The organism is Streptomyces sp. CB01580 (genome assembly GCF_001905795.1).
Classification (GTDB): Bacteria; Actinomycetota; Actinomycetes; order Streptomycetales; family Streptomycetaceae; genus Streptomyces.
The window spans coordinates 161,573-182,456 of the sequence record NZ_LIXJ01000006.1 but is presented as its reverse complement, the minus strand read 5'-3'; the positions used below and the strand labels follow the sequence as shown (position 1 = coordinate 182,456).

Annotated in this window: 16 protein-coding genes; 7 read left to right on the top strand and 9 right to left on the bottom strand. The window is 71.0% G+C overall.

Annotation, left to right across the window (positions count from 1 at the left end):
• Positions 1-259: 259 nt before the first annotated feature.
• The gene (locus AMK22_RS12415; protein WP_073784298.1) at positions 260-766 is read left to right on the top strand and encodes a GNAT family N-acetyltransferase; all 507 of its coding nucleotides are present in this window, start codon (positions 260-262) and stop codon (positions 764-766) included.
• 50 nt (positions 767-816) lie between these two features.
• On the opposite strand, the gene AMK22_RS12410 is transcribed toward AMK22_RS12415, so the two are convergent.
• Complete coding sequence (locus tag AMK22_RS12410; RefSeq protein WP_073784296.1) at positions 817-1,278, bottom strand: hypothetical protein; 462 nt, start codon at positions 1,276-1,278, stop codon at positions 817-819.
• A gap of 868 nt (positions 1,279-2,146) precedes the next feature.
• Here AMK22_RS12410 and AMK22_RS12405 point away from each other — a divergent pair.
• The 4 genes from AMK22_RS12405 to AMK22_RS12390 all read left to right on the top strand — a co-directional run bounded on the left by AMK22_RS12405 (position 2,147) and on the right by AMK22_RS12390 (position 7,455).
• Complete coding sequence (locus tag AMK22_RS12405; RefSeq protein ID WP_073784294.1) at positions 2,147-3,592, top strand: glyceraldehyde-3-phosphate dehydrogenase; 1,446 nt, start codon at positions 2,147-2,149, stop codon at positions 3,590-3,592.
• A gap of 328 nt (positions 3,593-3,920) precedes the next feature.
• Positions 3,921-4,850: an LLM class F420-dependent oxidoreductase gene (locus tag AMK22_RS12400; RefSeq protein WP_073784292.1), complete on the top strand. Its 930-nt coding sequence runs from the start codon at positions 3,921-3,923 to the stop codon at positions 4,848-4,850.
• Between the two features lie 320 nt (positions 4,851-5,170).
• Positions 5,171-5,809, top strand: coding sequence for an HD domain-containing protein (locus tag AMK22_RS12395; protein WP_073784290.1), 639 nt, complete (start codon positions 5,171-5,173; stop codon positions 5,807-5,809).
• 470 nt (positions 5,810-6,279) lie between these two features.
• The gene (locus AMK22_RS12390; protein ID WP_073784288.1) at positions 6,280-7,455 is read left to right on the top strand and encodes a cytochrome P450; all 1,176 of its coding nucleotides are present in this window, start codon (positions 6,280-6,282) and stop codon (positions 7,453-7,455) included.
• A gap of 376 nt (positions 7,456-7,831) precedes the next feature.
• On the opposite strand, the gene AMK22_RS12385 is transcribed toward AMK22_RS12390, so the two are convergent.
• The 4 genes from AMK22_RS12385 to AMK22_RS12370 all read right to left on the bottom strand — a co-directional run bounded on the left by AMK22_RS12385 (position 7,832) and on the right by AMK22_RS12370 (position 12,559).
• On the bottom strand, positions 7,832-9,133 hold the full coding sequence (locus AMK22_RS12385) for a BNR-4 repeat-containing protein (RefSeq protein ID WP_073784286.1): 1,302 nt from the start codon (positions 9,131-9,133) through the stop codon (positions 7,832-7,834).
• Between the two features lie 222 nt (positions 9,134-9,355).
• On the bottom strand, positions 9,356-10,657 hold the full coding sequence (locus tag AMK22_RS12380; RefSeq protein ID WP_073784284.1) for a sugar ABC transporter substrate-binding protein: 1,302 nt from the start codon (positions 10,655-10,657) through the stop codon (positions 9,356-9,358).
• A gap of 55 nt (positions 10,658-10,712) precedes the next feature.
• Entirely contained in the window at positions 10,713-11,633 is a 921-nt protein-coding gene (locus AMK22_RS12375) for a carbohydrate ABC transporter permease (protein WP_079186105.1), read from the bottom strand.
• Complete coding sequence (locus AMK22_RS12370) at positions 11,630-12,559, bottom strand: carbohydrate ABC transporter permease (RefSeq protein WP_073784282.1); 930 nt, start codon at positions 12,557-12,559, stop codon at positions 11,630-11,632. Before AMK22_RS12370 ends, AMK22_RS12375 begins: the two co-directional genes overlap by 4 nt.
• A gap of 437 nt (positions 12,560-12,996) precedes the next feature.
• On the opposite strand from AMK22_RS12370, the gene AMK22_RS12365 reads away from it, so the two are divergent.
• Positions 12,997-15,297, top strand: coding sequence for an FAD-dependent oxidoreductase (locus AMK22_RS12365; RefSeq protein ID WP_073784280.1), 2,301 nt, complete (start codon positions 12,997-12,999; stop codon positions 15,295-15,297).
• 63 nt (positions 15,298-15,360) lie between these two features.
• On the opposite strand, the gene AMK22_RS12360 is transcribed toward AMK22_RS12365, so the two are convergent.
• From AMK22_RS12360 to AMK22_RS12350, 3 genes are all read right to left on the bottom strand, one after another.
• Positions 15,361-16,149, bottom strand: a complete 789-nt coding sequence (locus AMK22_RS12360; protein WP_073784278.1) for an IclR family transcriptional regulator — start codon at positions 16,147-16,149, stop codon at positions 15,361-15,363.
• A 248-nt stretch (positions 16,150-16,397) separates the two neighbouring features.
• Complete coding sequence (locus AMK22_RS12355) at positions 16,398-17,684, bottom strand: phosphatase PAP2 family protein (protein WP_079186104.1); 1,287 nt, start codon at positions 17,682-17,684, stop codon at positions 16,398-16,400.
• A gap of 277 nt (positions 17,685-17,961) precedes the next feature.
• The gene (locus AMK22_RS12350; protein WP_073784274.1) at positions 17,962-18,747 is read right to left on the bottom strand and encodes an AraC family transcriptional regulator; all 786 of its coding nucleotides are present in this window, start codon (positions 18,745-18,747) and stop codon (positions 17,962-17,964) included.
• A 93-nt stretch (positions 18,748-18,840) separates the two neighbouring features.
• Between AMK22_RS12350 and AMK22_RS12345 the strand changes: the two genes are divergently transcribed.
• Positions 18,841-19,659, top strand: a complete 819-nt coding sequence (locus tag AMK22_RS12345; protein WP_073784272.1) for a sulfite exporter TauE/SafE family protein — start codon at positions 18,841-18,843, stop codon at positions 19,657-19,659.
• Positions 19,660-20,176: 517 nt separating this feature from the next.
• On the opposite strand, the gene AMK22_RS39495 is transcribed toward AMK22_RS12345, so the two are convergent.
• Positions 20,177-20,347, bottom strand: coding sequence for a hypothetical protein (locus AMK22_RS39495; protein ID WP_158072046.1), 171 nt, complete (start codon positions 20,345-20,347; stop codon positions 20,177-20,179).
• Between the last annotated feature and the right edge of the window lie 537 nt (positions 20,348-20,884).

Below are 20,884 nucleotides of genomic sequence, written 5' to 3'. Positions count from 1 at the left end.
TGGGCAGGCGCTGCGACGCCTCGTCCCGCGGATGACGTGCCGTCACCCGGGGGACGAGCCGGAGGAGCGCTGATGGCACACGGTAGCGTGAGTGGGCCCGACGGTTGTTCGACAGTGTTCGATAGCGGTCGGGTGTGCCGGAAGCGATGCCGACCCGACGTGTGCGTGGTGGCACCCTCCCGTGCCGTGCGTGATGACGGCGCGGGTCGCGTCCGAATCCCGATCGACCGGCCCGGTGCGAAGAATTATCCTCGTCGCCGTGATCGAGACTGAGCGACTGTCACTGCGGCCTCTCCGGCTCTCCGACGCCGACGCCTTCGTCGAACTCCACGCCGACCCGAGAGTCAACCGGTTCGTCGGAGCCTATTCCCGTCCACGGGCGCTGGAACGGCTCGCCGCCATCGAAGGCCAGTGGGCCGAGCGGGGGCACGGACTGTGCGCGGTCCTGCTCAGGTCGAGCGGTGAACTCATCGGCCGGAGCGGCCTGCAGCACTGGGCCCAGTTCGACGAGGTCGAGCTGGGCTGGACGTTCCGGGCGCAGCACTGGGGAAACGGGTACGCCACCGAGGCGGCGCGGGCGTGCCTCGACTGGGGCTTCGCCACGCTCGACGAGGACCGATTCACCGCGTTCATCCGGCACGGAAACGATCCGTCCGTGAGAGTCGCCGAGCGCCTCGGCTTCACGCCGCGCCGAGAGGACACCGTCAACGGTCACGCCGTCACCGTGTACGCGGTGGACCGCCCGGACGCCCCCGCGTCCCCGTGACGGCCCCGGCAGGACCCTCGCGTCCGGCGAGGCGGGCCATGCCTCGATCCTCAGTCCCAGAGGGTTTGGTACGTGACGCGCTGCGCCTGCGCCGGTACGCCGTCGGTGTAGACGAGCCGCAGCCGGGTGAACCGTTGGATCCCCGGATCCTTCTGCCAGCTCGTCGGGCGGTCGAGCCGCACCTTGACGGGATACGTGTGGAACGTGCCCGCGGCGCAGTAGGGCCGGCAGTCGTTCACCGCGTCGAGCCCCGTGCCCACGGCGGAGGACGGGCCCCAGTCGGTCCAACGCAGCGAGACGAGGCGGTTGTTGCCGTCCCCGCAGGCGAGCAGGAAGTCGCCGGGACGGACGCGCGCCTTCGAGAAGCAGTCGACGGCCACTGCGCGGGCCGTGGAGGACTGGGAGGAGGACCGTACGGGCGACGCGGCGGGCGCGGCCGTCGGTACCGCCACCACCGCGAGAGCCGAGGCCGCGCACAGCACGACCGTGTTCCTGAGTCCGTGTCCGCGCATGCCGTCTCCCCAACTGTTCCTCGGGCACCGCGGGCGGCCCCGGCCGATCCGCTCGCGGGGTCCGCGCCGTGTGCCGTACGGGCGCACCGCGTCCTGGTACGGGTGTGCCGGAAGCGGCCACCGGTGCCGCGGTTCCGTTGATCCCCGGCACCGCTCTCGGCCGGTCCGTCGCGGGAGCCCCAGTAACCGTCTCCTCAGTCGACGGTACGACCGGGCGCGTGCGCGCACCACCTGTGCCTGCCGTGCCCCTGCGGTGCGGCCACCGCCGAACGCCGGCCCGACCGGTGCCCGCAGGGAGGCCCCGGACGCCTCCACGGCGCCCCACGCCGGGCGGCGCGCCGCCTCCGCACCGCACCATCCAGTCAGGGGCCCGTCCGTGTACAGGCATGACGACCTCGCCGGTCCGCAGGGGGTGTGTCGTGACCTCGTCCCACCCCGCGCTCAGCTCACCCGGTCCCAGCGGCAGGGCCGGGGCGGTACGCAGCCGCCGCGTCGCGTGCGTGGTGAGCAGCAGCGGTGCCGGATGCCCGCGATCGACGATCCTCACCGCATCCCCGCCGGGTGGGAACTCCAGCGGCTGGGCCGAGGCGGGAGCACCATCGCCACAGCGGTCCGCCCGCTTCACCGACATGTGAGGGACTTCATGCGCATGTCTTCCTTCTCCGGCGCTGCCGTCGGCCGTTTCCGCCGTCGCCGCCGACCGCTCGCTCCCGGGGCGAGGGCGTGTCCGCACGGGCGTCGGGGATGCCCGGTTCCGCGCCGGGCACCGGCGCAGGACCCCCTGCCTGCCGCCCGAACGGCACCCCGTGAAGGGCCGAAACGTGGTCGGGTTAGCATATGAGCGCCGCCTAGCTCGAAAGATAAATCTGTGACTGTCAACGAGGACTCGTTCACCAACTGGAAGAACCGTGAGGAAATCGCGGAGTCGATGATCCCGATCATCGGGAAGCTGCAGCGGGAGCGGGACGTCACCGTCCTGGTCCACAGCCGCTCCCTGGTGAACAAGTCGGTGGTCAGCATCCTCAAGACCCACCGATTCGCGCGCCAGATCGCGGGCGAGGAACTCTCGGTCACCGAGACGCTGCCGTTCCTGCAGGCTCTGACCACCCTCGATCTCGGCCCGTCCCAGATCGACATCGGCATGCTCGCCGCGACGTACAGGAACGACGGCCGCGGTCTCTCCGTGGCGGAGTTCACCGCCGAGGCCGTCGCCGGTGCCGCGGGCGAGAACAAGATCGACCGCCGTGAGCCGCGCGACGTCGTCCTGTACGGCTTCGGCCGCATCGGCCGTCTCGTCGCCCGCCTGCTCATCGAGAAGACGGGCTCCGGCAACGGCCTGCGGCTGCGTGCCATCGTCGTCCGCCGGGGCGGTGACCAGGACATCATCAAGCGCGCCTCGCTGCTGCGTCGCGACTCGATCCACGGCCAGTTCCACGGCACCATCACCGTCGACGAGGCGAACAGCACGATCGTCGCCAACGGCAACGCCATCAAGGTGATCTACGCCAACGACCCGTCGGAGGTCGACTACACGGCGTACGGCATCGACGGCGCCATCCTCATCGACAACACCGGCAGGTGGCGCGACCGCGAGGGTCTGTCCCAGCACCTGCGGCCCGGCATCGCCAAGGTCGTCCTGACCGCTCCCGGCAAGGGCGACGTCCCCAACATCGTCCACGGCGTCAACCACGACACCATCAAGCAGGACGAGCAGATCCTGTCCTGCGCGTCCTGCACCACCAACGCGATCGTCCCGCCGCTGAAGGCGATGGAGGACGAGTACGGCGTGCTGCGCGGTCACGTGGAGACCGTCCACTCGTTCACCAACGACCAGAACCTGCTGGACAACTACCACAAGGCGGACCGGCGCGGCCGTTCGGCGCCGCTCAACATGGTCATCACCGAGACCGGCGCCGCGTCGGCGGTCGCCAAGGCGCTGCCCGACCTGAAGGCGCCGATCACCGGCAGCTCGATCCGCGTCCCGGTCCCGGACGTCTCCATCGCGATCCTCAGCCTGCGTCTCGGCCGCGAGGCCACCCGCGAAGAGGTCCTCGACTACCTCCGCAACGTGTCGCTGACCTCCCCGCTCAAGCGCCAGATCGACTTCATCACGGCGCCCGACGCGGTCTCCAGCGACTTCATAGGCTCGCGCCACGCCTCGATCGTCGACGCCGGCGCCACCAAGGTCGACGGCGACAACGCGATCCTCTACCTGTGGTACGACAACGAGTTCGGCTACTCCTGCCAGGTCATCCGGGTCGTCCAGCACGTCTCCGGGGTGGAGTACCCGACCTACCCGGCCCCGGCGGTCTGATTCCCGGCCCGTCCCGCACCGTCCCCGTCCGTCCGGCGTCCCGGCCGGTGAGGACGGTGCGTGGCCGGGACCCCGGGGCAGGCGCCGGAAGGCGCGGAACCCGGTACCGGACCTCCCACGAGCCCCCGCCCGTCCTCCGACGGGCGGGGGCTCCGTCGTGACGACGCGCGCCGGGACGCCGACGGCCGGGGCGGACCGGACGGCACGGCCCGCCCGCACCTCGGCCCGTACCGCGCGGAACCCCGACCACGTTTCGACCGTCATCGAACACGGAACAAGTCGCTGATCCGGGGAAGCCGCCCCGCCGTCGTCCCGAAGGAGCGCACCCATGCTGATCCCGCTCGGTCTCGGTCTCCCGCAGATGAAGCAGTACGACATCGGCCGCGATGTCGCCACCGTCGCACGTGCCGCGGAGGAGGCCGGATACGAGAGTCTCTGGGTCTTCGAACGCATCCTGTTCCCCGAGCCCGCGACCCAGGGGCTCTACGGCGTACCGGGACTGCCCTGGCCCGACCAGTACCGCGGTGTCGCCGACCCGCTGGTTACGCTCACGCTGGCAGCCGCGGCCACGGAGCGCCCCCGGCTCGGCACCAGCGTCCTGGTCGCGCCCCTGCACGTACCTTTCCAACTGGCCCGCTCCCTCGCCTCGTTGGACGTGGCGAGCGGCGGCCGGATGATCGCGGGAATCGGCACGGGATGGTCACTGGACGAGTACGCGGCGGCGTCCGTCGCCCCCTTCGAGAGGCGCGGCGCGGTCCTGGACGAACTCCTCGACGTGTGCGCTGCCGTCTGGGGCCCGGACCCCGTGGCGTACGAGGGCGAACTGACCACGATCGTCCCGTCCGCGGTCGGTCCCAAGCCGGTGAGCCCCATCCCGGTGTACCTGCCCGCGAACAGTCCGCGCGCCACCCGCCGTCTCGTGGACCGGGCGGACGGCTGGATGCCCGTGGCGGCGGGCCCCGCCCAACTGGCCGAGCAGTGGCGGCGGGTGCGGGACACGGCCGCCGAACGCGGCAGGGAACGCCCGCTCGACGTCTGCGTCCGTGTCAACGCGCGCCATACCGCCGAGCCGGTCGGGAGCGAGGGACGGCAGCCCTTCCACGGCAGCGTGGCGCAGATCGTCGAGGATCTCGCGGCACACGCCGGACCGTACGTGACGACGTTCGTCCTGGACCTCCAGGGCACACCGCGCGACGCCGCGGAACTCGTCGACGTGGCGGCCGAGGTGTACGAGGCGGCGCGAGCGGCGGGCATCTGACGCCCCTGCCCGGGACCGGGTGGCGGACAGGCGTACGGGCAGAGGCACCCGCCGAAGGGGTGCCGGGGGAGTGCACCCCTCCGCCTCGCCCGGCGCTCTCCCCCCGCTCGCCCGGGCCGGGTACGGACGCGACCGCGACCCGGTTTTGCCCCCGGCGGGACACCGGCCGACGCCCGGGCTCGTCCGCATGGAGCAGCGCCTCGGAGGAACCACGCGCAGGACCACGCCCCGCTCGGCGGTTTTTCAGGACGGGAACGGCAATCTCTCAAGAGGGTGCCGGACGCCCCCGGACCAACCACCGAGAAAAGCACGGAGACACCATGAGCGAATCGATCGCGGATGTACGGATCCCGGACAGTGCCATGGCAAGGGAGGCCACCGAACTGGTCCGCGAGGCGGCCTCCCAGCTCTTGTTCGATCACTCGCGGAGGGTCTTCCTCTGGGGCGCGCTGCGGGGGCGCGAGGAGGGGCTGCGGTACGACCCGGAGCTGCTGTACGTGGGGGCGATGTTCCACGACCTGGGCCTGACGGAGCGCTACCGCCGCACCGACCAGCGATTCGAGATCGACGGCGCCGACGAGGCGCGGAGGTTCCTGCACGCCCACGGCATCACCGACGAGGAGGCCGACCGGGTCTGGACGGCCATCGCCCTGCACACCACACCGGAGATCCCGCTCCACATGGCCCCCGAGATCGCCCTGGTCACCCGGGGAGTGGAACTCGACGTGCTGGGCATCGGCTACCACGCGGTCTCCGACGAACAGCGCGCGGCCGTCGTCGCCGCCCACCCCCGCTCCGACTTCAAGAAGCGGATCCTGGCCGCGTTCACCGACGGCATCAAGGACCGCCCCGATACGACGTTCGGCAACGTCAAGGCAGACGTCCTCGCCCGCTTCGTGCCCGGATTCGAACGGGGAGACTTCGTCGACGTCATCCTGGACTCCGACTGGCCGGAATGATCCTCGGGCCACGGCTTCGACACCGCCGGTACACCGCTCGTCCCGTCGGGTGGCAGTGCGCCGTCCGGCGGCCGTCCGTTCGCCGCCCGCGCGGGAGGGACGGCCGCGGGGACACCGCACACCCGGTGACGGCCCGGCGTCCGACCGGCCCGTCCGGCCCGCCCACCACGTGCGGGTGAATTCGCTCGTGATCCACGACCACCTGAACAGCACGGCCATCCCCATGGCCGAGGATCTGCACAGGCTCCCGCAAGGGCCCGGAGGACGGACTCCGGCCCGAGCGCGTCAGCCGCGGTCGTACGAGACCGCGCGAACAGACCTCCATCCCCTGCCCCGAAACGGGCGCGGGGGCATCCGCGCACGTGGATGCCCGCTGTGGGCCCGCCCGTCGGCCCCACGGCGAGTCCCACCCAGCAAACAGCCGAGTCGATGCCGCAGCCCGTCGCTCCGGATCGGCGGGCAGGAGATTCATGCCCATCACTGACGAACGCGTCCCTCTGCACCGTCTGACATTCGCCCCGCCCGGTCCGCCCCGGCGCACCGACCTGCCCGACGGCCGCCCCACCTGGTTGTTCACCCGCTACGCCGACGTCCATCAGGTCATCAACGACAGCAGGTTCAGACGGACCGTGCTCCGCACGCCGGAGGACAGCGCCTCCGCCCTCGTGGACTCGCCCGATGCCGTGGGCAAGCTGGACGACGTCCAGCACCTCCGCCTGCGACGCACCGTCCAGCGCGCGTTCGGCCCGCGCGCCGTCGCGCGCATGACGCCCTGGGTGGCCGACGTGGTCGACGAACTGGCCGACGCGCTCGCCGACCACGGCTCCCCGGTGGACCTGGTCGCCCACTACACCCGTCCGCTGCCCATCGCGGTCATGAGCAGGCTGACCGGCGTGCACGACGTGAGCGACACGCGCCTCCTGCGCTGGACCGAGCACGCCTTCGCCACCGATGCGAAGGACCCCGCGGAAGTCGCCGAGGTCACGAGGGAGTTCACGGAATTCACCAAGGGCCTGCTGGCCGACCGGCGGCGCACCCCCGGCCAGGATTTGATCAGCTCGCTCGTCCGGGCGGCCGACGGGGAGGGCGGCGTCCTCGAACCGCAACTCGTCAACCTGGTCAGCACCCTCGTGGTGGGCGGCTACGACACCGCGATGACCATGCTGGGCAATTCCCTCCTCTACCTGCTCCACGAACGCCCCGAGGTCTGGGCCCGACTCGCCGCGTCCGACGAGGATGCGGCCGGGCGGCTGACCGAGCGCCTGCTGCACCTGATCCCGCTCGGCGATCCCGCCGCCCACGCCAACCCCCTCCAGGCCATGGAGGACGTCGAGGTCGGCGGTGTCACCGTCCGGACCGGCGAGATCGTCACCGTCGACCGCGGCGCGGCCGGCCGGGATCCGGCAGCGTTCTCCGGCGCCCCCTTCGGCGACCTGTTCGCGCCACTGGAACACCCGACCCTCGCCTTCGGCGGAGGACGGCACTACTGCCTGGGCACCTGGCTCGCCCGCGCCGAACTGCGCCTGGGACTGCACGGACTGGCCGCCCGCTTCCCGCGCCTACGCCTCACCACGCCCGTCGACACGGTCACATGGCGCCACGGCACCATCACCCGCAGCCCGCTGCACCTCCCGGCCGCCTGGTGACCCGCCGAGGAGGCTTAGCCACCGCGGACCGTCGCGGGCGGTCCTGCCGAAGGCCCGGGCGGCAGGGCTCGCGGTTGCCGGAGGAAGTCCGATCGCCCGGGGCCGATCCCGCCCGGTTCGGCCCCGAGGGACCAGGACCGGGGGACCAGGACCCGGGGACGAGGGCCAGGGGACCGGGCACCGAGGCGGATGCGGCGTTGTCACAGCCGTGCTGGAGAACGCCGACCGACGGACACCGGCGTCCGACCCCCGCGGCGCGCACGCCTGGCGTGTGCCGGAGCCGGCCCCGGGCCCCTGGAGCGGGTGTTCCCGGCCGGTCACCCGCACCGGACGTGCCCCGTTCCCCCGCCGCCGGGAGCGCCGACGGCGCGGGGCCTCAACGGCGCCCGTAGTAGAGCGTGTTGTGCGCGGTGTCCGGGAGGTACAGCACGTCGTTCCCGTCCGAGTCCCGCCGCACCGCGAGCCGGTCCGCGCTCACGCCCGGCGCGGCGGACTGCGCGGTCCAGGTGCCGCCCGACTCGGTCGCGGCGAAGACGCGGTCGGTGCCGGAGCCGGTCACGTAGTAGACCCGCTTGGTGTCCGTCTCGTCCCAGGTGATGCCGAGGGCAGCGGCGGTCTGGCCGCCGGCGTACACGGTCTGGCGGGCCCAGCCGCCGCCGCTCGGATACGCGTAGTACACGCGGAAGTTGCCGCCGCTGTCGGCCGAGCGGTAGCGGTAGGCGACCTTCGGGGTGGAGCCGTCGAGGGTGAGTTTGGCGCTCTGCACCGCCGGACCCGTGTAGGCGTTGTCGATGCTCCATTCCTCACCCGCGGTGAGCTCCTGGATCACGTCGGACGTGCCGGGTGCGACCGGCGTGGTGACGGCCGCGCCCGCGCTGTTCGCGAAGGCGCCGGTCGCCGGGTCGTGGCGCAGGTAGGAGAGCTGGTGCCGGAACCCGGTCGCCGGGGCCTTGGCCCACTCGTACAGGAGGTGCACGCGGCCGGCTGCGTCCACCATCAGGTCGTCGGGGTACACGGAGCGGTTCAGCGCGCCGGCGAACGTGGCGACCACGCTCCAGCGCGCGGTGGCGTTGTCCCAGCGGTACAGCTTGCCGGGACGCTGGTCGGCGCCGGCGCCGACGCGGGCGGCCAGGTAGAGATCGCCGTTGGGTGCGGTGGTCACGATCGGGTAGGTGATGCCCTGGCCCTGGTCGGGCAGTTCGGCCGCGTGGTCCGTGACGTCCCCGCCGGGAGCCTCGGTGCGGAAGTAGCGCCAGGCGTTGGCGTGCATGGAGGCGAACACGTGCAGCCGGCCGCTGCCGTCGCGCGCGACGGACGGCTGGTTGTGGCCGTTGTCGTCGGGGAACTCGGCCTGCTGTCCGTTCCGGTCGAGCAGCGGCAGACGGCTCCAGACCCCGTCCGGGTCGCGCCGCGCGATGGCCGGGCGGTGCGTGGCGGCCGTCGAGCCGGGCTCGTTGAAGGCGAAGTACGTGTACTGGCCTCGGCCCTTGTACGTGGCGACCGGCGTCCACCAGGCGGCCTGGTTCGACGAGTCCATCGCGTACGGGACCTTCTCGATCACCGTCGCCGCGGCTGCCGAGGGGGCCGCGGTGTCGGCCTGGGCGGCCGGGACGGGCATGAGCAGGGCGGCCAGGGCCGCGGCCGAGGCGGTGTACGCGCGTGCCGTGGGACGACGCAAGGTGAACTCCTTCGCGGGCGTGATGGGAGGTGGACGGGAGCGGCCCCGCGGGCCGGTCCACCCCTCCGCTGCGCCGGAAACCTACAGCAGATCCCGGATCGTGAATAGAGATTGCACAATGCGGATCTGAGATACGTCTTGAGGAAGGCGTGTGCGGCACGGCGAAGGGCCCGGTGAAGGTCGTTCGACCTCCACCGGGCCCCGGGATCCCCGCGCGTCCGCTCAGCGCTTGATGAGGGCGGTGACCTCCTCGCCCGCCTTCCTCATCGCGTCCTTCGGCTTCGACCTGCCGACCAGGACGGCCTGGACCTGCTTGGCCACGGCCTCCTCGATCTGGGCGTTCTGCGCGAACTGCCAGAACGGGCTGCCGGTCGCCGTCTTGGTGATCTTCTCGGTCCACTCGGTGGTGAAGGTGTCCTTCGCGACCTCCGGGGCGGACAGGCCCGCGGTGGTGGACGGCGGCAGGGAGCGGGCCGCGAAGTACTCGGAGGTGGTGGCGCGGTCGGAGGTGGTGTGCAGGGCGAACTGTGTCGCGGCGTCCTGCCCCTTGCCCTTGACGATCGCGATCACACCGCCCCACAGCAGCGCCTGCGGCGTGTCACCGGAGCGCAGCACCGGACGCTGCATCGGCTGCATCGCGTCGGCCAGCGTCTTGTCCTTGGACTGGGCCGAGGTCACGCCCTTGCCGATGACGGCATCGTCGTAGAAGGCGGCCTTGCCCTGCCCGAACAGGGCGCGCGCGTCGAAGCGGTCCACGTCCGCGGCGATCAGCCTCGCGTCGTGCAGCTTCTTGTACCAGGTGACCGCGTCGACGGACGCGTCGTCGCCGATGGTCACCTTGTCGCCTTCGAGGAGCGTGCAGCCGAAGGTCTGCATCCACGGGAAGATGTCCTTGAGCTGCGCGACCTTGGTGGCCGCGGCGTAGGGCACGACACCGCCGCCGAGCCCCTTCAGCTCCCGCAGCGCGTCCTCGAACTCCTCGACGGTGGTGGGGTGCTTCTTGATGCCGGCCTTCTCCAGGAGCTTGGCGTTGGCGATCACACCGATCGAACCGGTGTTCCACGGCAGGCCGTACTGCTTGCCGTCGTACATGCCGCTGTTCAGCGCCACGTTCGTGTAGCCGCCCCTCAGGGCCACGGAACCGAGGTCGGCGAGCCTGCCCATCTGCGCCACCGCGGCGAGCCAGGCGATGTCGAGGTGCACCGCGCCGGTCGTCTCCCCGCCGCCGAGCTTGAGGGTGAGCTGGCTCAGGTACTCGTTGTACGGGTACGAGACCGCGCGGATCTTGGAGTTCTCGGCCTTCTCCCACGCCGCGATGATCTTCTCGATCGCGGGCTTGGCGGCCTCCTCGTTGAGCGACCAGGAGGTGAAGTCGAAGTTCTTGGACTTCGTGTCGCCTCCGTTGGAGGAGGTGCCGGCGCCGGACGGTGCGCAGGCGCCCAGCACGCCTGCGCCGGCCACACCGAGCGCGCCGATGCCGAACATGCGCAGCGCGCCGCGCCGGCTGATGCCAGAGGTGGTCATGGTGTCTCCATGGGGGAGTGGGTGGAAGGGGAAGTGCGTGGGGGAGAGCGCGGGCTCAGCTCTTGACCGAGCCGGCGGTCATGCCGCCGACGAGGTAGCGCTGCAGGAACATGAAGGCGACGACCACCGGGACGGACACGACGAGCGAGGCCGCCATCAACTCGGGCCAGGCGGTCTGGAACTCGCCGATGTAGGTGGAGACGAGGCCGGGCGGCAGGGTCTGCTTCTCCTTGTCGGCCAGCGTCACGGCGAAGATGAAGTCGTTCCAGCCGCGGACGAAGGCGAACAGGCCGGCGGCGATCATGCCGGGCGCGGCCAGCGGCGCCACGACCGAGTGGAGCGTCCGCCACCGGGACGCGCCGTCGATGGACGCCGCCTCCAGCAGGGCGTCCGGGATGGTGTCGAAGATGCCCTTCAGCATCCAGACGCACAGCGGCATCGTGAACGTGGTGAAGGACAGCACCAGGGCGGTGTACGTGTTGAGCAGGCCGAAGCTGGAGAACACGGCGTACAGCGTCACCAGCAGGAGTGCCTGGGGGAACATCTGGGAGGCCAGCACCAGGTGCATCAGCGAACGCCGCCCGCGGTAGCGGAACTTGGAGAACGAGTAACCCATGTACGTGGCGACGACCACGCTCAGCACGGCGGTGATCGAGGCGACGATCAGGGAGTTGACCAAGTACTTGATGAGCTGGTCGTTCTCGGCGAGGGCCGTGAAGTTGCTGAAGGTGATATCGGTGGGTACGAGCTTCGGCGGGAACTGGAAGGTCTGCTCGGGGCTGCTCAGGGCGGTGGCCAGCAGCCAGTAGACCGGCAGCATGCCGAAGGCGCCGATCACCAGGACCGCGGTCCAGGCGGCGATCCGCGAGCGCAGCAGGTCCTTGCGTATCCTGCGCCGCGTGGTGCGTCGGGCGGACGTGGCGGACCGCCTCGGCCGGTCGGTGCCAGACAGCGGGGTGGAGGTCGTGGAGGTCATCGGGCGTCGCCCTTCCGCTCGGTGATCCTGAGGTAGACGACGACCAGGATGAGCAGGAGCAGCATCCACAGGCCGCCCAGCGCGGTCGCCCGGCCGATGTCGAAGCCCTTGAAGGCGGTCTGGTACACGGCGGTCGCGAAGGTTTCGGTGGCGCCGGCCGGGCCGCCGCCGGTGAGCACGTAGATGGTGTCGAAGTGCTGGAAGTTCCAGATGAACTCCAGCAGCAGCACGATCGAGGCGACACCGCGGACCTGCGGCCAGGTGACGGCGAAGAAGCGCCGGATCGAGCCCGCCCCGTCCATCGAGGCCGCCTCGTGCAGTTCCTTGGGCACGGTCTGCAGACCGGCCAGGAGCATCACCATCATCCAGGGGAAGCTCGCCCAGGTCTTGGTGACGATGACGGCGAGCATGGCGGTGCCGGGCTGGCCGAGCCAGGAGACGGACTCCTCGATGATCCCGGCCTTCATGAGGATGCCGTTCAGCACGCCATAGTTGGCGTTGAAGATCCACATCCACAGGAAGGAGACCACCACGCCCGGGATCACCCACGGGAACAGGAACAGGCCGCGCAGGAAGCCGCTGCCCTTCAGACCCGAGTTCAGCGCGAGCGCGAGCGCGAAGCCGATCACGAAGGGGACGATGGTCGCGCCGACGGTGAAGACCAGCGTCTGCTCGAGGATCGTGAGGAAGTCGCCGTCCAGCCAGTGGGTGAAGTTGTCCAGGCCGACGAACTCCCGGCCCGGCAGCCGCAGGTCCTGCTTGAAGAAGCCGGTGAACAGCGCCGACACCAGCGGGTAGATGATGATCGTCGCGAACAGGGCGAGCCCCGGTGCGGTCAGCAGCAGTGCGAACGCGCCGTTGGAGAGCCGTCCGCCGGTCCGCTCACGGGGTGGAGCGGCCTTGTGGGGAGGTGCGGCCGTACTCATGGGTGTGTCCTCTCAAACGGTGCGGGAGCAGTGATGCAGGGCGCGCCACGGGAGGCCGTGCGCCGACAGGCGGACGCGACGCGGCCGGGCGTGAGCGGTGAGCGGCCTCGCCCCTCGCTTCGATCGAGGCCCTGTGTGAATGCCATGCATGCTCCGTTGAACGCAAGTTGCAGCATGCGGGATCGTTCTCCATATCGTGCGACGGCGTCAACCCTTTTGGTCGGTGAATCGCCGATTCTGTGCGGGACCAACGCTCTCGCCGCACCTGCGGCGAGCCCGGTCGTCAGTCCCTGACGGCGGTGTCATCGGCTGAGCCGGAAACCTACAGCACATTCCCACTGACTGAACAGTGGTTGCACAATGTGCATGTGATGTACGTTCAAGGTCGCTCCGCTGCGGCGGAGAGTATCCGAGCTTCACACCAAGGAGGCCGCACCGTGCGGGAAGAAGAGGTCCACTACGACATCGCCGTCATCGGCGGGGGCCTGGCGGGGACCTGCGCGGCCATCGCCGCTGCCCGGCTCGGCCGGCGCGTCGCCCTGGTCAACAACCGGCCCGTCCTGGGCGGCAACGCCAGCAGCGAGATCCGCGTCTGGGTCTGCGGCGCCGCTGCCCACGGCGTGCACCGCTGGGCCCGGGAGACCGGCATCATGGGCGAGCTGTACACCGAGAACCAGTACCGCAACCCCGAGGGGAACCCGTACTACTGGGACCAGGTGGTCCTCGACGCCGTGCGGGCCGAACCGGGCATCGACCTGTATCTCAACACGGACGTGCGGGAGGTCGACGCGAGCGGCCCGGACGACGCACGCGAGGTGCGCTCCTGCACCGGCTGGATGATGGGCTCCGAGCGCCGCATCACCTTCCACGCCCGGCAGTTCCTCGACTGCACCGGCGACGGCCTGCTCGGCCACCTCGCCGGCGCCCGCTACCGCATCGGCCGCGAGGCCCACGCGGAGTTCGGCGAGCCCTGGGCGCCCGAGGAGGGGGACGAGGCGCTGCTCGGGTCGACGATCCTGTTCCACACCAAGGACCTGGGCCGACCGGTGAAGTTCGTGCCGCCCGCCTCGGCCCGCGACCTCACCACCACACCCATCCTGCGCAACCGGGTGCTGCGCACCGGCGACAACGGCTGCGACTACTGGTGGATCGAGTGGGGCGGCGAGCTCGACACCGTCCACGACAACGAGCGCATCCGCGACGAACTCCAGGCCGTGATCATGGGCATCTGGGACCACATCAAGAACTCCGGCGAGTTCCCCGACGCCGAGAACCTGACGCTGGAGTGGGTCGGCAGCCTCCCCGGCAAGCGCGAGTACCGCCGCTTCATCGGCGACCACGTGCTGACCCAGCAGGACATCCTCGAGCAGCGGCAGTTCGACGACCGCGTCGCCTTCGGCGGCTGGTCCGTCGACCTCCACCCCGTGCAGGGCATGTACGCCGACGAGCCCGGCGCCCGCCAGCGCTACGCGGACGGCATCTTCCACATCCCGCTGCGCTCCCTGTACTCGGCGAACGTCACGAACCTCCTGTTCGCCGGGCGCAACATCTCCGCCACCCACGTCGCCTTCGGCGCCACCCGCGTCATGGCCACCTGCGCCACGCTCGGCGAGGCCGCGGGCACGGCCGCAGCCCTGTGCGTCGCCGAGGACATCGGCCCGCGCGAACTCGCCGCCAAGCATCCCGAGCTGGTGCGCCGCGCCCTGTTGCGGCAGGACGCCTCGGTCATCGGCCTCGCCGACGACGACCCCGACAACCTGGCGCGCACGGCCCGCGTCAGCGCCTCCTCGCACCTGAGCCGCCTGGCCGCCGAACCCACGCCCACCGCGCCCGGCGAGCCGTACCCGCTCACCCGTGACCTGGCGCTGCTGCTGCCGGCGGACCCCGCGCTCGACACGGTCGACCTGCTCGTCCACGGCGTTCCGGGCGAGCGGCCGAGCGAACTCACCGTGGAACTGTGGAGCACCGGCCGCCCCGAGAACGCGGTCCCCGTCGACCGCCTGCTCACCACCACGGTGAGCGTGCCGGCCGACGGCCCCCACTGGGTCACGGCCCGCCTCGGCCACCGCCCGGACGCCCCGGAGAACGTCGTCCTGATCGTGCGCGCCTGCCCGGGCGCGGCGCTGGTCCTCGTACCCGAGCGCACCGACGGCGTCCTCGCCCTGCGCAGCAGGATCGAGGGGGACGCGGCCGTGGACCACGACATCCCGGAGGAGGAAGGCCAGCTGGTCCTGGAGTGGCAGGCCCGCGGCCTGCGCCGCCGGACCTTCGGCTTCCGTGCGGCCCCGGACACCGCCGCTTTCCTGCCCGAGCGGGCCGTCGGCGGATTCCAGCGCGCCTACGGGGGCCCGCAGATGTGGTCGTCCGCGCCGCTGCCCGACCCGGACCGGGCCGCTCAGTGGCTTCGCCTCGACTGGGACGAGGAGCAGCAACTCGCCGAGGCGCGCGTGGTGTTCGACGACGATGTCGACGAGTACCTCAACAACCTGCACCGCCACCGCACCCCGTTCGAGGTCATGCCGGAACTGGTCCGCGACTACCGCATACAGAGCCGTGATTCCGACGGCACCTGGCGCACGCTGCTGACGGTGACGGGCAACCGCCGCCGCCACCGCGTGCACGCCCTGAACGGCGCGGACGGCGGGTCCGTGCGCACCGACGCGCTGCGGCTCGTGGTGGACGCGACGCACGGGGCGCGGCACGCGCACGTGATCGCGTTCAAGGCGTACGGCGCATAGCCGCACGGCGAAGGGGCCCGGTGAAGGTCGAACGACCTTCACCGGGCCCCTTCGCCGTGCGCGTCAGAGGGCGCCGAGTGCTTGGCTGATGGCGTCGGCGGCCTCGATGACCTCGCGGGTGAGGGCGAGGCGCTGCCCTTCGGCCTCGGCGTGGTTGCCGAGGAGGGAGGCGGGGCCCCACAGGGAGATGGCGGCGACGACGTCCCCCGAGGCGTCGCGGACGGGCGCGGCGAGGGAGGCGCGGCCCAGGGCGCGTTCTTCGGCTTCGATGGCGTAGCCGGTGCGGCGGACGGTGTCGATCTCCGAGTCGAGGAGGTCGTGGCTGGTGGTCGTGTAGTCGGTGTGCGCCGCGAGCGGTTCGGGAAGCAGCTTGCGGCGTTCCTTGGGCGTGAGGCCGGTGAGGAGGCATTTGCCGATGCTGGTGGCGTGCAGCGGGGCGGTGTGTCCGGCCTGCGTGTAGGACTTGGGGGCGCGCGTTCCCTCGAAATTGCACAGGAACATCAGCTCGGTGCCGCGGCGGACGGCGACATTGGCTCCGAGCCCGGTGCGCGTGGCGAGGTCCTGGAGGACCATGCGCGCGGCGCGGTGGACGGGGTGGCGGTTGGTGGCGGTGGCGGCGAGCGGGAGGATGCCGAGGCTGAGGCGGTAGAGGTTGCTGACGGGGTCGCGTTCGACCATGTCGAGGCGTTCGAGGGTGGACAGGAGGCGGGAGGTGGTGGAGGAGCCCAGCCCGGTGAGTTCGGCGACGTCCGAGACGCGCAGTTCGGCGCGGCCGGAGTCGAGTGCGCGCAGCACCGAGACCGCTCGTTCGACGCTCTGGTTCGTCCCGGTGTCGGTCGCCCGAGTAGCCATGACCCTCCTCATTCTGCAAACCGCTTGCACAATCTGCATCAGCATATCGTGTCGGCCTGAGGGCTGTTCGTGAAATCCGCTGACTCGCGGCCGGAACGGATACGGGTCGATCGCCGGGTTGCACGGCTCCCATGGGCGGCCGTCGTCTGCGTGAAGGGAAGCGCGGAGCAGGAGGAACACCTTCGCCGATGTCGCCGGCACGCACCGCCGTCGGGTGTCAGGACGACGACGGTGCTCGCGGCTCACCCTCAGGCGGGTTCGGGTTCCAGGTCCGCGGGCCGTGCCTGTGGCTCCCGCGCCGGTGCGGTCCTCGACCGCCACCGCTTGGTGGTGCGTAGGTAGTGAAGGACGACGCCGGACATCGACAGAAGGAGCAGAGGGCCGAACAGCCACGGATGCGCGGCCATCTGCTGCGGCAGGTAGCGGTAGGACACCAGCAGCAGGGCGAAGACCGTCGTGCCATGGGCCACCAGCCACGTGCACGACCGGTCCCAGCCGAGTGCCGCGCCGCGCATGCCGGCCTCGATGGTGAGGGCGAACACCACACCGGCGACGAGGTCCACGCCGTAGTGGTAGCCGAAGCCCAGTGTCGCGGTGAGGGTGGCGACGAACCAGAACATGCCCGCGTATCGCATGAGCCGTGAGCCCTCGCGGGAGTGGATGAGGAGCGTGGTGGCCCACGCCGTGTGCAGGCTGGGCATGCAGTTGCGCGGCGTGATCTCGTCGAACGGTATCGGATGCGGGGTGCCGATCACCGGCAGCGAGTCGGGCCATACGTCGGCGGCCGCCCACGCTCCGCCTTCCGCACCGTAGGCGTAGACCGGCCCGACGACCGGGAAGATCATGTAGATGGCCGGCCCGAGCAGGCCGATGACCAGGAAGGTGCGCACCAGGTGGTGGGCCGGGAACCGCCGCCGATCCGCCACGTGACGCAGCTGGTACAGCCCGACGAGTGCGGCTGCCAGCGGGAGTTGGCCGTAGACCAGGCCGAGAACATGGCCGCTGATTGGGTCGGTGGCCTCGACGATCCGGCCGACCAGCCACGAGGGATCACCCAGCGCGTGATCGGCGGTGACGAGGTACGGGTCGAGCACGGTCGGGCGGGTCTGTGACGTGATCAGCAGCCAGGTGTCGCCCGTCCTGTGGCCCATCACCAGCAACAGGCCGAGACCCGCACCCTTGAGCAGCAGCGCGCGTTCCGCGCCGGTGCGGCGCGTGAGAGCGAGGACCACACAGCCCACGACCACCCACAGGGCGCCGTTGCCGAAATGCATGTCGGCGCCGACAGCCCACCGCACCAGCAGGAAGAGGACGTCGATGCCGATCGCGGCTCCCGCCGCGACGAGCCGCTGGCGCCAGGTGAGCACCACCATGGTCAACGCCAGACCGGCATACAGCAGGGGGCCCGAATGGGGGGCGAATATCAGCTCCCGTGTCTCGACGGCGATCGGCCCCGGCTCGCCGTAGCCGCGCGCTGCGAATTCCAGCGCGATGAGGAATGCGAGGGTGGTCACGCCGGCCGCAGCCCACAACATCGTTCGTGGCTGACGCCATGCGGTGTGACCGTGCGAGGGTATTCGTGGTGGTGTGGTCTGCAATGGCCTGACTCATCGGTGGAGTGGAGGAAAGGGACAAGTGCTGCGCCGATGAACGCGAATTTCCGGTGAAGAACAGGTGATCACGGTGATCGTCGCGAGTTCGAACATGCTAACGGCACGTGGGCATGTCACAGGCGGTTCGGCGACGATCGGGCGGCGGAGGCCATCGTTCCGTTCACCGGACCTGCCCAGGTCGCCGTGCGCGCGCCGCGGTTCAATCACCGCCGCGGTGCGGCGGCCGGGCCAGGTACGCGGACGGGGCACGGCCCAACAGGCTCCGGAAGGCCGCCGTGAACGCGGCGGGATTCTCGTAACCGAGCGACGCCGCGACCCGGGTCACCGGCGTGCCCTCGGCCAACGCGCGCACCGACCACAGGATGCACGCGCGCTGCCGCCACTGGGCGAAGCTCAGGTCCGTACCGCGCCGGAACAGTCGGCCGAGGGTGCGCTCGCTGACATTCAGGGCTGCCGCCCAACGGGCCGGCGGATCGTGGATGTCCGGTGCGCGCAGGAACGCGTCGCACAGCCGCCGCAGTTCCGGGTCGGCGGGCAGCGGCACGTCGAGGGGGAGCGGCGTCAGGCTCCGCAGTTCGTGCAGGATCAGCTCGACGACGGTCGCGTCCCGGCCGTGTTCGGGGTAGCGGGGAGTCATGTCGACCGCGTCGAGGACCAGCGCCCGCAGCAGCGCGGAGACGTCCACCACCCGGCACTGCCCGGGGAACCACGGAACGGCACCCGGCTCGATGTACAGACTGCGGGTGCTGACCCCCGTCATGGCGACCTGGTGCCGGATCCCGGGCGGGATCAGGACCGCACGGTCCGTGGGCACGGTCCAGGCCCCGTCCGCCGTCTCGACCTGCATCACGCCGGTCGCCGCGTACAGGAACTGGGCGCGGCGGTGCGCGTGGAAGGGGAGCAGGTGGTCGTGCGGGTAATCGGTGCCGATGGCCAGCACCGCACGGTCCAGGTCGTCCACTTCGTCGACCGGTACATTGCGCACACCCCGATCTTACGCACAGGCTGTCGCCTGCGCGTAAGAAGTCGGCGAATGATCGATTGTCCGCCGTAGACGCGGACGCCTAGCGTCTCCACCGTGTCGACCTCGCTCCTTCCCTGTCTCCCGCTCCTCCTGTTCGGCTGCCTGACCGGCGTCACGACGGTGCTGTTCGGTTTCGGCGGCGGCTTCGTCACCGTCCCCGTCGTGTACGCGTTCCTGACCACCGCGGTGCACGACGACCCGGGCGACGCCATGCACGTGGCCGTCGCGACCTCGACGGCCGTCATGGTCGTGAACGCGGTGACCGCCACGCTGGCGCAGCACCGGGCCGGCCGACTGCGGCAGGAGTACGTCTGGCCCCTCGCAGGCTTCGTGCTGCTGGGCGCGGCACTCGGTTCGCTCGTCGCCACCCGGCTCAGCGGTGGCCTGCTGCATGTGCTGTTCGCCGTGTACCTGGTGGTCACGATCGCGGACAGCCTTCTGCGCAAGGGGTTCCTCGCCGTGGCCGACGACGACGGGCCGCGCCCGCTCGGCCGGTTCACCACGACGTTCGGCGGCGTGGGCATCGGTGCGGTCGCGGCGAGCCTGGGCGTCGGTGGCAGCGTCATGACGGTCCCGCTGCTGCGCCGCCGCGGACTGCCCATGGCCACCGCCACCGCGCTGGCGAACCCGCTCAGCGCCCCCGTCGCTCTCGCGGGCACCCTGGTCTACGCGCTCGCGCCCACCGCCCAGGCACACGTCGGCCGCGTCGGCCACATCGATCTCGTGGCCTGTGCCGCACTGCTCTGCGGATCCCTGCCCACCATCGCCCTGCTCAGGCGGGTCGGCGGGCGCGTCCCCGACCGCCTGCACTCCGTCGCCTACGTGGCCCTGCTCGTCCTCGTCCTGATCGTCATGCTCGCCACCGGGCCGTGACCGCAGTGCCGTCGCGCTCGTGAGGGAAGCGGCCCGGGTCGATCCTCCGAGCCCACTTCCCCGTCCGCGCCCCACCCGCTGTCCGGGCGGCCAGAAGGCGCTGCCCCGGGGTCGTTGAACCCGACGGTGCGAAGGTCAGGGACGGCGGCGCGGGCGGAGAACGCCGCTCGGCCCACGTGCCCCCCGTACAGGCAGACGTGCTTGTCACCGCATTCGTAGGTAGCGGCTGCCGCCGGGGAGAGCACCGCGGTGGCGGCCATCACCGCTCCTGTCGCCACCACGGTGCCGAATGTGCTGACCCTGGGCATCGGAGTGCGCCCCTTTCGTTCCGGGCGTGAGCCATCGGTGAATACCGTTCGGCCTGCCGCGCATGCCCGAACCGAGACGGCGGCCGCCGTTGTGCGCCGGACTCCAGAACCCATCAGGTCCAGCCAGTGGGAGGCGATTCGGCGTCGCGGCGTACCCGGGTCGGCGTCGCGGCGACCGTCCACCCGGCGAGGACGCGTCGGCGCCCTCGTCAGTCGTCGGGCGTGGTGTTGACGGCGCCACATGCCCAGTAGTTCCATTCACCGGGCAACTCGTAGTGTGTTGTCGTCCAGAACCCCTTGGGGCGGCCCTGGACGACGTTGGTCTCCCAGCAGCTCCAGCAGCTCCAGCAGCTCCAGCACTCGAACTTGAAGTCCTCCATGACCTCGGAATGGGGCCCTTGAAGCGCGGCCAGGACTCCGTTGCCGAACTCGGCCGGTAGGTGTCGCCGCAGGTCCGTCCAAGCCCCGTTTCTCGGACCCGGCAACCGCCGTCGCATCGTCCGCCGGACATCCACCACGCCGCCCCCCTCGACGGGCACCGACCGTCGTGTCCGGCCGCGCGCCAGGAGGGGTGGACCCGGGGCCGCTCTGTGCCGCGCGCCCCTTCGTCGTGCTCCCTGTCGCGGAGCACGATGAGAGGCGCGCGGCAATCGATCGAGGAGCCGCTCCCTCATGATGTCGAGCAGGACGCTGTCCGCCGTGCCGTGGGACGCGGCTCGCGGAGGTGGTGAAGCATGAGCGGGACGCACGGGAAGCGACGTGAGCCCTGACGGCCGGGAGACGCCGTAGCGCGGGACGGAACACAGGTCGGTGCTGTGCCGCAGCATCTGCCCGAAAGCCGCATGGCGGGCAGGCAACCGGCTACGGCTTCTCCGACGGCCCCTCCGGGGTGCATGCCGCACCGTCTCCTCGCCGCG

What these genes read in the sequence shown, in the direction of transcription:
- AMK22_RS12395 (WP_073784290.1), top strand. Translation starts at nt 5,171, where the DNA reads ATGAGCGAATCGATCGCGGATGTACGGATCCCGGACAGTGCCATGGCA.
- AMK22_RS12400 (WP_073784292.1), top strand. Translation starts at nt 3,921, where the DNA reads ATGCTGATCCCGCTCGGTCTCGGTCTCCCGCAGATGAAGCAGTACGAC.
- AMK22_RS12380 (WP_073784284.1), bottom strand. Translation starts at nt 10,657, where the DNA reads ATGACCACCTCTGGCATCAGCCGGCGCGGCGCGCTGCGCATGTTCGGC.
- AMK22_RS12370 (WP_073784282.1), bottom strand. Translation starts at nt 12,559, where the DNA reads ATGAGTACGGCCGCACCTCCCCACAAGGCCGCTCCACCCCGTGAGCGG.
- AMK22_RS12410 (WP_073784296.1), bottom strand. Translation starts at nt 1,278, where the DNA reads ATGCGCGGACACGGACTCAGGAACACGGTCGTGCTGTGCGCGGCCTCG.
- AMK22_RS12355 (WP_079186104.1), bottom strand. Translation starts at nt 17,684, where the DNA reads ATGTTGTGGGCTGCGGCCGGCGTGACCACCCTCGCATTCCTCATCGCG.
- AMK22_RS39495 (WP_158072046.1), bottom strand. Translation starts at nt 20,347, where the DNA reads ATGGAGGACTTCAAGTTCGAGTGCTGGAGCTGCTGGAGCTGCTGGAGC.
- AMK22_RS12360 (WP_073784278.1), bottom strand. Translation starts at nt 16,149, where the DNA reads ATGGCTACTCGGGCGACCGACACCGGGACGAACCAGAGCGTCGAACGA.
- AMK22_RS12375 (WP_079186105.1), bottom strand. Translation starts at nt 11,633, where the DNA reads ATGACCTCCACGACCTCCACCCCGCTGTCTGGCACCGACCGGCCGAGG.
- AMK22_RS12390 (WP_073784288.1), top strand. Translation starts at nt 6,280, where the DNA reads ATGCCCATCACTGACGAACGCGTCCCTCTGCACCGTCTGACATTCGCC.